The organism is Capnocytophaga sp. oral taxon 323, assembly GCF_001278825.1.
GTDB classification, from domain to species: domain Bacteria; phylum Bacteroidota; class Bacteroidia; order Flavobacteriales; family Flavobacteriaceae; genus Capnocytophaga; species Capnocytophaga ochracea.
On record NZ_CP012589.1, the window covers coordinates 584,557 to 597,541 of the forward strand.

The window sequence follows — 12,985 nt, forward strand, 5'->3', positions numbered from 1 at the left end:
TGCTAATATAATAAACGGATAATTTTATCAGGGGTAATGAGCGACATTGGTTGAGCAGACAAAAGTCCACTGGCTACATCATTATGCATCATTGCTGTGAGGGTGAGCCCTTCGGCGTTGGAGGGCAAAAAAGCTTTCAGATTGCCCGTTGGCGATACAGCCCCTTCTCCTATATCTTTCAAGGTGATAGCAAAACCATTGGCATCTTCTACAACCAAATCCTCCCCTACTCTATAAGCTTTATGCAGTGCTAAAAGTACTACAGGATGCTTGTCCATCAGTGGATTTTTTATAGTGTTCTTTACACTCTTGATAGTATCAGCAAACTGAGCCGATGCCCATTGCTTAATGGTAGTAAAGTCTGTTTTTTGTAGAGGGCGTTCTGTTATACTGTCAGCTTCCCAACGAATACGAGGATTGGTATCGCCAGGGTAAATATATAGGTCTTTCAGTTGTAAAACACCAAACATAGTGTTCTCTTCCTTGATGTACTTTGCTGCTCTGTAAGGACGATAATTCATCGTTTTGAATATCTTGCCTGTGGTTAGGTTAAGCCATAATCCTTCGTCTACATATTCTTTGCGCGCTTCATTGTCATAACTATTAAACGAAAGCTGTACAAGGCTTGCATTTTCCTCATAAAGTCCATATTGCATTAGCTCTACTAACTTCCATACATAGCCTATTTGCTCTTCAATAGCTGAGGATAGTTCAGGCAATCCTTCTGGATCTTCTTTGCGGGCTTTTAGATATTCAGAGGCTTTTTTCAGTAAAGCAGAAAGATAATTTAAGTTATTTACTACCTCTGTATATTCTTCCTCTTCTACTTCTTCAAGTGACAAAAGTAGGTTATTGAAAGCCGTTTGTATACCGCCTATATAGTAGTTGCCCAATTCTTTTATTTGAGTTCTAAGGGTGGCGCGTAATTTTGCATCTATTGAAGAAAGTCCTATACTGACTATATCGCGCAAAAGTTTCTGAGCTGTATCAATACCTATAAGCTGAGTGTCTACTTTCTTAACAAAAGCTGCTCTATTTACCTTCTTAGGTTTCTCAGCTTTCTCTTTGATAGACTCTTTTTCTTGAGTTTTCTTTTCCTGTCTTTTCTCTATCTTTTCACGCTTAGCAGTAATATCTTCTGGCACCTCACCTTCACTAAATTGACTCTTATCTGCCTCAAAGCAATACAATAAACCAATAGCGTGTTTGCAAGGAAACTGACGGCTAGGGCAATTGCAACGAAACACTGGGTTATGGCTATCTATATAGTCAGCTGAGCAATAATAAGGATTTTTACCACTTCCTGCACATTCACCCCATATGAGGTTCTTTTCAGCATTGATTTTTAGATTAGTAAATTTTCCCTTCTTTTGTAAATCTCGCCCTTTTTTAGCTGCTTCGGCATTAGGAGCGAGTTCTTCAATCTTTTGTTGTGTTACTTCTATCATATTGTATTGTGAATTATATGGTTTTATCGGAACATAAGCTACTTATTATCCTTTTATAAAAGTGAAAGCTACAAAACGGAACGCAGTCGATGGCAATGTTTAAGTTCAAGACCTCTATACTCACAAAGGCAAAGACTATAGCAAAGTTTTAATTATGATGTGATAAACATCAGCGGGGGGTAACACACATTCCCCTTATTAAAAACTGTTTGGGTATAGAGCAAAATATCAATGAGTGTGTTTGCTATCTTATGAAAAATCCGTTTTGTAGCTTTCTAAATTGGTATGATGTAAATCTGTTATAGGTCAACTATTTTACACCGCACCAAACCCTATTTCTTTAAAAGGTACTCAATAGTACTTTTATAACTGTTAGGCACTACGATTCTAAAACCTGCAACCGTTTCCTTTATTTTCATCAAATCGGCAGTTCTTTCTACTACCAGAGCAGTTACTTTTTCCTGACGTTCTTGTTGCAACCTTTGAAGTTCTTGTTCATATTGCAATTGAGCGTTATTCTGGAACGTACGAAACTGAGCCTTATAAAAGTTTACTTCACTTTCAACCTCGCGATGCTGAGCTAATAGCTGTTCTTGCAGTTCTTGTAGCTCAGCGAGGTCATACAAGGGTACATTCTTTACTTTAAATACCTGCTCACCTACTTGTTTTAAGGTAATAAGTTCTTTCTTTGTGAGATTTGCTCGTACTTCATCAAAATTATGAATATACTTCCCAATGTGGGCAGCTTTAGCTTCAGCTTCCTTATATCGTACTACTTCTTCAAGTGATAAAGTTTTGAGGTAATCCTCTATGGTAACCTCTCTAAGCCGATTGAGCTGTTCATAGTCAATTGGTTTTACTTCAGCTTCTGCTTCAAGTTGTATATTGGTTAGTTTTTTTGTTAGCATATCTAATCGGGCTTCCTTTTCCTTAATTGCCGTACGCAAATAAGCTGAGATTGCATATAGCGACCCTATTTCAGTGAGCTTACCTCCGATATCTTCTACCTTCTCAAAGTTATCCAAAGGTTCCCCATCAATACTTGAAGTATGAGTTTCAATAGTATTAACAAGGTCTTGAATAGGTTTGAGCCGTTCTTTGATACGCTCACATACATAGTTAGCCTCTGATGAAGTAAGTCCAGAGGTATTAAAATAAGGATTCTTGGTTTGTAAATAATCTATCATAAACAATTTGCTTTTTATTTATTTTACCAAATAAATTAGCAGTTTTTTATCTTCTCTTAATGGGTAGTTTTTCTTTTGAGTACTTTCTCAACTGCTTTCAAGATACCTTCTTTGTCTAAACCGTACTTTTGCATTAGCTGAGCAGGAGTTCCACTTTCACCAAAGGTGTCGTTTACAGCCACAAATTCCTGTGGAGCAGGATAATGCTGTGTAAGCACACGAGCTATGCTCTCACCTAATCCACCATAGTAATTATGCTCTTCACAAGTTACTACTGCTTTAGTTTTCTTTACTGAAGTAAGAATAAGCTCTTCATCTAACGGTTTAATAGTGTGGATATCGATAACTTCTGCTGAAATACCTTTTTGCTCCAATTCCTCACAAGCCAAAAGAGCTTCCCATACCAAATGCCCTGTAGCGATAATAGTAACGTCCTTCCCTTCGTTTAACAAAATACCTTTTCCTATTTCAAAGGTTTGGTCTTCAGGAGTAAAGTTTGCTACCGTAGGACGACCGAAACGCAGGTAAACAGGACCTACATAATCAGCAATGGCAATAGTAGCAGCTTTCGTTTGATTGTAATCACAAGGATTGATAACTACCATATTAGGAAGCATTTTCATCAAACCAATATCTTCTAATATTTGATGGGTAGCTCCATCTTCTCCGAGAGTAAGCCCAGCGTGAGAGGCACAAATTTTTACGTTTTTATTTGAATAAGCTATCGACTGGCGTATTTGGTCATACACACGCCCTGTAGAGAAAGCTGCAAAGGTGCCTGTAAAAGGTATTTTACCTCCAATAGCAAGACCAGCAGCAATACCCATCATATTTGCCTCAGCAATACCTATTTGAAAGAAGCACGTAGGGTTCTCCTCGATAAATTTTTCCATCTTCAATGAGCCAATCAAATCGGCACAAAGAGCAACTACATTAGGGTTCTTACGTCCTAACTCAGCAAGTCCTGCCCCGAAACCACTTCGGGTGTCTTTTTTTCCTGTATCAATATATTTTTTCATCGGTAAATGAGTGTTATTCTTTTTGAGCGACAAAAGTAATACTTTTTATCTTTTTTCCTAACAAAACTTTCTATTTCTGCATAAACAAAATAAATGAATAGCAGAAACGCCTCTATAAGCATAAGAAGAAAGCTAATTAGTTCTATCACAAGCTATCGTTTTAAATTAAGAGTAAAGATAGTAAACATTCATTACTTACAGTTTTTTTTTGTTTATTTATTTCTTCAGTAAAATAATCTTTTGTACTTTTAGCCCCTCATTAAATCTATATCTCGCTTATTATGGATATGAAAACCATTATCATCGACCCTTATTACACCCTGATTGTCGCTACAATAGTGTTACTCGTAGGGCGACTATTAGTGCATAAAATTAAATTTTTAAGAAACTTCAATATACCCGAACCTGTAGCGGGCGGATTGTTAGCAGCAGTATTTATCTATCTGCTGTATACTGCCACAGGCATTTCCTTAGAGTTCAATAACAGCTTGCAAGATGCTTTTATGCTATTTTTCTTTTCGTCCATAGGTTTGAGTGCCGATTTCTCTCGACTAAAAGCTGGTGGTAGAGGGCTGATTATTTTCCTGGGGGTGGTCGCCCTCTTTATTGTAGTACAGAACTCTGTGGGGGTGGGCTTAGCAAGTGCCTTGGGGCAAAACCCTGTTATGGGACTCATCACGGGCTCTATAACACTTACTGGCGGACACGGAACGGCAGGTGCTTGGGGTAAAATATTAGAAACCGACTACGGTATAAAGGGAGCTACTGACCTGGGAATGGCTTCGGCTACCTTCGGATTGGTACTCGGCGGACTTATTGGTGGTCCCATAGCACGCAAGTTAGTGAACAATATAGGAAAAAAGCCTATTACTGAAAAACAAACTACTGACACCGTAGCCGATAACGTAGTAGAAGTTTTTGAAAATGCAATTAAACAACGCCTCATCACTTCTAAATCAGCGATAGAAACTATGGCACTATTTGCCGCTTGCCTATCGTTTTCAGCTATAATGGTATCACCCACAGTAACTGCCTTCTTCCCTGAGAGATTCACTATTCCTCAGTTTGTATGGGCATTGTTCTTTGGGGTACTCTTGCGCAATGTGCTCACCAGAGGCTTTAGTGTAAATATGTTCGACCGCGCTATCGATGTGTTTGGCAACGCTTCTCTGAGTTTGTTTTTAGGCATTGCCCTCTTAAACCTCAAACTGTGGCAATTGCTTGATTTAGCCCTCCCGATGCTCATTATTTTGGCAGTGCAAACCTTTGTGATGTGCTCTTATGCCTATTTTGTTACCTTCCGCCTGATGGGTAGCAACTACGATGCTGCTGTACTCTCAGCAGGACACTGTGGTTTTGGTATGGGTGCCACCCCTACGGCAGTCGCCAATATGCAGTCGGTAACCGAGCGTTTTGGACCTTCACACAAAGCCTTCTTGATAGTGCCAATGGTAGGGGCTTTCTTTATCGACTTCATCAATGCTTTTATTTTAACTACCTTTATTAGTTTGTTGCAATGATAATAGCCGATGGTTATGGTGAAATTAGGATTAGCTTATACAAAAGTTTATAGGATAAACTAGCAAAGAACAAAGACAAAAAGAAAAATATTAGATTCTGAAAAACTAAAAGATTTATTTTAACAAAAGGTTATTTAAAGTATAATGGACAAAATTCGTAGCAAGACACCAAATAAAATGAGGCTATCTCTTATCAGATAGCCTCATTATTTTTCAGATTGATAACAATCTTTTAAAACTTTTTAGAAAAGTTACTTCTATAAAAACCTATCAAATTCTTAGAAGAAGTAACGTTTGAAAGCCTCGATAGCGGCATAGTCGGCGAAGCCTAAATTACGATAACGACGAGCGGTTTCGCTGTTACGAGCTTCGGCACGTTGCCAAAACTCACGCAAGTCGTCTCCTTGGAACATAGCACCATCTTTTTGAGATTGGTGGAAGAAGATGGCTTGACGTTTTTTGAGTACTTGTGCTGGGCTCATAGGTACAGCCATTTCTATTTCGTGGATATCCCATTCGTGCCAAGCACCGCGGTATAACCATACCCAGCAGTCTTTCATATAATCTTTGTGTTTCAAATTCTTCAAAGCAGCAAAGATAGCATCGAGACATACTTTGTGAGTTCCGTGAGGGTCGGCGAGGTCACCTGCAGCATAGATTTGGTGAGGTTTTACTTCTTCAATCAAATCCATAATGATTTTGATATCGGCTTCGCCTATAGGGTTCTTTTTCACGCCACCTGTTTCGTAGAAAGGCAAGTTGAGGAAGTGTACGTGTTTATCAGGAACTCCTTCGTAGCGTGTAGCAGCCAATGATTCGTGGCGACGGATGTTGCCTTTGAGTTGGCGTACGAGGAGGCTATCGATTTCGTTGGATTTTTTGTTGGTGATGTTGCTAATAATCTCGTTGATTACAGCTACTTCAGTTTTGTTTTCTTTGGCTATATCTTTGAATACTTCGGCGAATTTAAGCGCTTCGTGGTCAGATACGGCAAAGTTACCGGAAGTTTGGTAAGCTACGTGTACTTCGTGACCTTGAGAAACTAGGCGGTCGAAAGTACCTCCCATAGAAATCACGTCGTCATCGGGGTGAGGACTGAAGATGATTACGCGTTTTTTATGAGGATGTTCACGTTCGGGGCGGTTGGTATCATCGGCATTAGGTTTTCCTCCTGGCCATCCAGTAATGGTGTGTTGCAAGCGGTTGAACATAGCGATGTTCAAATCGTAAGCAGGACCTGATTCTGCCAAGAGTTTGGACATACCGTACTCGTTGTAATCGGAATCGGTGAGTTTGAGGATTGTTTTATTAAGGTGTTCGCAAAGCCAAACGATAGCTTTAGCTTTGAGGTCTTCGTTCCACTGTACATCGGTAACGAGCCAAGGGGTTTTGATACGAGTGAGATCGGCGGCTGCTTCTTCGTCTAATACAAAAGTAGTGTTTTCGTGAAGTTGGAGGTAGCTTGAAGGTACTTCGGCAGTGATATCGCCTTCTACAGCTTTGGCTACGATAGAGGCTTTACTGCTACCCCAAGCGAGCAATACGATGCGGTGTGCTTTCAACACGGTGCGGATACCCATTGTAATGGCTTGACGAGGCACATTGTCGATACCGTGGAAGGTTTCGGCAGCATCGGAACGAGTGATGTGGTCTAGAGTGATGATGCGGGTACCAGAATTGCGGTTAGAACCAGGTTCGTTGAAGCCGATGTGACCGGTACGACCGATACCGAGGAGTTGGAAATCGAGTCCGCCACATTCTTCGATTTTTTTGTCGTAATTAGCACAATAAGCTTCTAATTCGTCGTGAGGTACTGTTCCGTCAGGGATATTGATATTTTCCTTAGGGATATCAATATGGTTGAAGAGGTGCTCGTGCATAAAGTACCAATAACTTTGAATATCCTGCTTTTCCATTGGATAATACTCGTCTAAGTTGAAGGTAATTACGTTTTTGAAGCTAAGACCTTCTTCTTTGTGCATACGCACGAGTTCGTCGTAAACTTTTACTGGAGAGGAGCCAGTGGCTAAGCCTAATATGCATTTTTTGCCTTCGGCTTGTTTCTTTTTGATAAGGTCGGCGATTTCGTGTGCGACACTAATTGAAGCGGTTACTGAGTTCGAGAAAACAACGTTGTAGATTTTCTCGAAACGAGTTTCCTCAACGGAGCCAGCAGGCTGATGAGCAATTGATGAAACTTCTTTTCTGATATGTGTTCTCATTTTTGTTAATGAATAATTATTATAATTTCAGTTTTGACCCTGCAAAAGTATTTCTTTTTTACAAATTACACAAATAAATTTAACATTTCTTTATAGTATCTTTTTATAGAGCATTCTAAGAACTTAAAGCATAGATAATTTGGTTCATAAATCAAATTATTAAACACCTAATAATCACCATAAAGACGAATTTCTACATTCTCTGAATTAAGTACTACTGAGCTCTTTGTTTCAACCGCAACAGTTGTTTTTAATTTATACTATAACTCGTTCCCTCCTTACCGTCTTTGAGCTGAATACCCAATGCAAGGAGTTCATCACGAATTTTATCAGAAAGCGCCCAATCTTTATTGGCACGAGCTTCCATTCGCATATTGATAAGCAACTGGAGCACCCCGTCGAGCTTGTCATTGTTATTAGCCGTTTGTTGCTCACTTTGTAACCCCAATACATCAAAAACAAAAGCATTCATCAGTTCTTTCAACTCCTTGAGCTCTGTTACTGAGATTCTCTCTTCATCATTTTTTACTTGAAATATCCACTTTACAGCTTCAAAGAGATGGGCTATGAGTATAGGTGAATTGAAATCGTCTAATAGTGCATCGTAGCATTTTTGTTTCCATTCGGCTATAGGGAGCGAAGTTGGGAGCTCTGTATCAGTAGTAAGTTCATTCAATATCTTTATCGCTTCCATAAGTCTGTTAAAGCCTTTTTCGGCAGCGAGCATTGCTTCGTTAGAAATGTCAAGTACACTACGGTAGTGTGCTTGCATAAAGCAAAAGCGAATAACAGCAGGAGCAAAAGGTTTCTCAAAAAAAGTATTCTCTCCGCTGATGAGTTCCATAGGCAATATATAGTTACCAGTAGATTTACTCATACGTTGCCCATTCATTGTGAGCATATTGGCGTGCATCCAGTAGCGTACGGGACTTTCGCCGTGACCTGCTTTACCTTGTGCAATTTCGCATTCGTGGTGCGGGAACTTTAAGTCCATACCGCCTCCGTGAATATCAAATTGGTTACCGAGGTATTTGGTACTCATCACCGTACATTCTAAGTGCCAACCTGGGAAGCCGTCGCCCCAAGGTGATGCCCAACGCATAATGTGGGCAGGAGAGGCTTTCTTCCAGAGCGCAAAGTCCTGAGGATTGCGTTTTTCGCCTTGCCCATCTAAATCACGAGTATTGGCAAAGAGCTCTTCTATATTGCGTCGAGAGAGCTCCCCATAATTGAGTCCGCGTTTGTTGTATTCAAGTACATCGAAGTACACAGAACCATTGCTTTCATAAGCAAATCCGTCTTTTAAGAGTTTTTCGGTAAGCTGTATTTGCTCCAATATATGCCCTGTAGCGGTAGGCTCAATAGTAGGAGGCAGTAAATTAAATATCTCTAATACTTTGTGGAAATCTACAGTGTATTTCTGTACAATTTCCATAGGTTCGAGTTTTTCGAGACGTGATTGTTTTACAAAGCGGTCGTTGTTCACATCACCATCATCTGTAAGGTGACCTGCATCGGTGATATTGCGTACATAGCGCACTTTGTAACCTAAGAATTTAAGCGTACGATACACAAAATCAAACGACATAAAGGTGCGCACATTGCCTAAATGCACATTGCTGTATACAGTAGGGCCACATACGTACATTCCTACATTGTTTTCGTGTAAGGGTACAAACACTTCTTTTTCTCCTGTTAAGGAATTAAATATTTTTAATTGATGTTCCATTACTGTTATATTATCTACTAATTTGCTAATTTACTGATTTGTTAATTCCCTAATTTTGTATCTCTCTTCGTTACTTTTAGTCTTTAAAATGATTTCTCCCAAAAAACCTGCAATAAATAGTTGTGTACCAATGATCATAGTGGTAAGGGCAAGATAAAACTGAGGTCTATCAGCAATAAGGCGACCGTGTGGATTGATAAATAATTTATCAATACCAAGGTAAGCCGAAAACAAAAAACCTATAAAGAACATCAGTACTCCCAATGCTCCAAAGAAGTGCATCGGGCGTTTACCGAAATGGGATAGAAAACTAATGGTGATAAGGTCTAAAAAACCATTGATAAACCTATTCATACCAAATTTGGTCACACCGTATTTGCGGGCTTGGTGTTGTACAACTTTCTCGGTAATGCGGTTGAAACCAGCGTTCTTTGCCAATACAGGAATATAGCGATGCATTTCACCTGATACTTCAACATTCTTTACAACCTCTTGTTTGTAGGCTTTAAGTCCGCAATTGAAATCGTGAAGGGTGAGACCAGAGGTTTTGCGCGCTGCCCAGTTGAAGAGTTTAGAAGGCAGATTTTTTGCCAATACCGAATCATAACGTTTTTTCTTCCAACCCGATACAAGGTCATACCCCTCTTGGGTAATCATATTATAAAGAGCAGGAATCTCATCTGGACTGTCTTGCAGGTCGGCGTCCATAGTAATCACCACTTCACCTTGTGCTTGTTTGAAACCTGCGTGCAGTGCTTGTGATTTGCCGTAATTACGCAAAAAACGAATACCCTGTACATTAGTATCTTTACCCGATAACTCTTTGATTACCTGCCAAGAATTATCAGTACTACCATCGTCTACAAAGATAATTTCATAAGAATAACGGTGTTCAGTGAGTACTTTGTGTAGCCACTGATAAAGTTCAGGTAGCGATTCTTGTTCGTTGAGAAGCGGTATAACGATTGATATTTGCATCTTATAAGAATTTGAAGTGCAAAAGTAATAAATTAATAATGAATACCAATAAATGTAGCAAATAAATTCATTTTTATCACCATATAACTTGTTTATATGAATGATATAAGGTTAATCACTTTAAAATACAATTTTATAGATAATAACACCGCATTTTCACCTATCAGAGGCTCTTTTACTTAATCTATAGCACTATTTTTCTTCTTTTCTATTAATTTTTTATAAGTTATTTTTACACTTACTATCAAACACTTACAGTTTAATGATGAAAAAACAAACATTTTTTTATTGCCAATATAAAAAAAGGTTGTATCTTAGCACGCTAATTTATATAACAGATACCTATTAATATATTATGACAGAAGGAGAAAAACTGATTCCTGTAGACATCAGCGATGAAATGAAATCTGCCTATATCGATTATTCGATGTCGGTAATCGTTTCACGTGCATTGCCCGATGTTCGTGATGGTTTAAAACCTGTACACCGCCGTGTACTTTACGGTATGTACGATATGGGAGTGCTCAGCAATCGCCCTTATAAAAAGTCGGCTGCTATTGTGGGTGAGGTTCTCGGTAAATACCACCCTCACGGCGATACAGCTGTTTACGATACTATGGTGCGTATGGCACAATATTGGAGTTTACGCTATATGCTTGTAGACGGACAAGGTAACTTCGGTTCAATGGGTGGTGACCCCCCTGCCGCAATGCGTTATACCGAAGCCCGTATGCGTAAATTCTCCGAAGAAATGCTCTCAGATATCGACAAGGAGACAGTTGACCACCAACTTACTTATGACGATTCTCGTGAAGAGCCTATCGTACTCCCTACACGCATCCCTAACCTATTGGTGAACGGTTCAGCAGGTATCGCAGTAGGTATGGCTACCAATATGGCTCCTCATAACCTTAATGAAGTTATCGATGGAACTATTGCTTATATCGACAATAACGATATTGAAATCGATGAACTCATTAAATACATCAAAGCTCCTGATTTTCCTACGGGAGGTATTATCTATGGTTATGAAGGCGTAAAAGAAGCCTTCAAAACAGGACGCGGACGAGTAATCATTCGTGCCAAAGCTGAGTTTCAAGAAATAAAAGGTAAAGATTGTATTGTAGTAACCGAAGTCCCTTATCAAGTCGATACATCTGTGCTTTTGAAAAAAACATCTGACCTCGTAAAAGAAGGTAGGTTAGAGGGTATCACCGATGTACGCGATGAATCAGCTCGTGGTAAAATACGTATCGTTTATATTCTCAAACGCGATGCTGTGCCTAATGTAGTGCTCAACAATCTCTTTAAGCATACCGAGCTACAAACCTCATTTAGTGTTAATAACATCGCCTTAGTAAAAGGGCGCCCTCAGTTGTTAAACCTTAAAGACCTTATCTTTCACTTCGTAGAACACCGTTATGACGTAGTGTATAGGCGTACCGACTATGAACTTCGCAAAGCCAAAGAGCGTATTCATATTTTAGAAGGGTATATGAAGGTGATGGCAACCGAGGACACTATGGGTAAAGCTATTGAGATTATCCGTTTCCACGATAAACCTAAAGAAGATTTAATTGCCGAATTCGACCTTACCGATGTACAAGCCGAAGCTATCTTGGCGTTAGCACTACGTCGTATCAATAAGGTTCTTATCCAACAAACAAAAGAAGAATACGAAGAAAAGTTGGCTGAAATACGCGATTTAGAAGATATCTTAGCTCGCAAAGAACGTCGTACCGAAATTATTAAGGAAGAACTACTCGAAATAAAAGAGAAGTATGGCGATGAGCGTCGTTCTACTATTGAATACGCAGGGGGCGAATTCAGTGTAGAAGATATGATTCCTGATGATAAAATGGTAATTACCATTTCACACGCAGGCTATATCAAACGCACTCAGCTTAGTGAATATAAGACCCAAAGCCGTGGCGGTGTAGGACAAAAAGCCTCTACCACACGCGACCAAGATTTCTTAGAACACCTCTTTGTAAGTTCTAATCACCAATATTTATTATTCTTTACTCAAAAAGGTAAGTGTTTCTGGATGCGTGTATACGAAATACCAGAAGGTAGCAAAACTGCCAAAGGTCGTGCTATACAAAACCTTATCAATATCGAATCCGATGATAAGATTAAGGCTTTCGTGAGTGTACAAAACCTCAAAGATGAAGACTACATCAGCAACAATTACCTCATTATGGCTACTAAAAAGGGTATTGTTAAGAAAACGCTTCTCAAAGAATACTCTCGTCCACGCCAGAATGGTATCAATGCCATCACTATTAAAGAAGGTGACGAACTTATCGAAGCAAAACTTACCTCAGGCAGTAGCCAGTTGATGTTAGCCGTGAAATCAGGTCGTGCGATTCGTTTTGCCGAAGACAAAGTGCGTGCCGTAGGGCGTAATTCGCAAGGGGTTCGTGGTATCGACTTAGATACTGAAAACGATGAGGTAGTAGGTATGATTGCTATTGAAAACCCACGCGAAGAGACTGTATTGGTAGTATCAGAAAACGGTTATGGTAAACGTTCCTATATTGATGACCCCGAAACACACGAAGCCGTATATCGTATTACTAACCGTGGTGGTAAAGGGGTAAAAACCATTTCTATTACCGAGAAAACAGGTCAGTTAGTAGCCATTAAAAGCGTATTAGAAGGTGAAGATTTGATGATTATCAATAAATCAGGTATTGCTATTCGTTTATCAATCGATACCCTTCGTATTTTAGGACGTGCTACTCAAGGCGTAAAACTCATCAATATCAAAGGTAAAGACTCTATTGCCGCCGTTACTAAGGTAATGAAAGAAGATGACGATGAGAGCACTGAAGAAGCTCCTACTAATGATAATGAACCTTTAAATACTCAAGAATAAA

Annotated in this window: 8 protein-coding genes; 2 read left to right on the forward strand and 6 right to left on the reverse strand. The window is 39.4% G+C overall.

Annotated features, from left to right (window positions below; translation table 11 throughout):
- Window positions 1-2: 2 nt before the first annotated feature.
- The 3 genes from AM608_RS02610 to AM608_RS02620 form a co-directional block, all read right to left on the reverse strand.
- A complete protein-coding gene (locus tag AM608_RS02610) occupies window positions 3-1,448 on the reverse strand; it encodes an SWIM zinc finger family protein (protein ID WP_053580668.1) in 1,446 nt (481 codons plus the stop codon).
- 332 nt (window positions 1,449-1,780) lie between these two features.
- Window positions 1,781-2,635 (reverse strand): hypothetical protein, encoded by an 855-nt coding sequence (locus AM608_RS02615; protein WP_053580669.1) that lies wholly within the window; start codon window positions 2,633-2,635, stop codon window positions 1,781-1,783.
- 56 nt (window positions 2,636-2,691) lie between these two features.
- A complete protein-coding gene (locus AM608_RS02620; RefSeq protein WP_053580670.1) occupies window positions 2,692-3,654 on the reverse strand; it encodes a transketolase family protein in 963 nt (320 codons plus the stop codon).
- A 281-nt stretch (window positions 3,655-3,935) separates the two neighbouring features.
- On the opposite strand from AM608_RS02620, the gene gltS reads away from it, so the two are divergent.
- Complete coding sequence (gene gltS, locus AM608_RS02625) at window positions 3,936-5,174, forward strand: sodium/glutamate symporter (RefSeq protein WP_053580671.1); 1,239 nt, start codon at window positions 3,936-3,938, stop codon at window positions 5,172-5,174.
- 278 nt (window positions 5,175-5,452) lie between these two features.
- Here gltS and nagB read toward each other — a convergent pair whose 3' ends face one another.
- From nagB to AM608_RS02640, 3 genes are all read right to left on the reverse strand, one after another.
- Window positions 5,453-7,396, reverse strand: a complete 1,944-nt coding sequence (gene nagB / locus AM608_RS02630) for a glucosamine-6-phosphate deaminase (protein ID WP_053580672.1) — start codon at window positions 7,394-7,396, stop codon at window positions 5,453-5,455.
- Between the two features lie 250 nt (window positions 7,397-7,646).
- A complete protein-coding gene (gene cysS / locus AM608_RS02635) occupies window positions 7,647-9,125 on the reverse strand; it encodes a cysteine--tRNA ligase (protein ID WP_053580673.1) in 1,479 nt (492 codons plus the stop codon).
- A 30-nt stretch (window positions 9,126-9,155) separates the two neighbouring features.
- Entirely contained in the window at window positions 9,156-10,103 is a 948-nt protein-coding gene (locus AM608_RS02640) for a glycosyltransferase family 2 protein (RefSeq protein WP_053580674.1), read from the reverse strand.
- A 355-nt stretch (window positions 10,104-10,458) separates the two neighbouring features.
- Between AM608_RS02640 and gyrA the strand changes: the two genes are divergently transcribed.
- Window positions 10,459-12,984: a DNA gyrase subunit A gene (gene gyrA, locus AM608_RS02645; protein WP_009411091.1), complete on the forward strand. Its 2,526-nt coding sequence runs from the start codon at window positions 10,459-10,461 to the stop codon at window positions 12,982-12,984.
- Window position 12,985 lies beyond the last annotated feature (1 nt).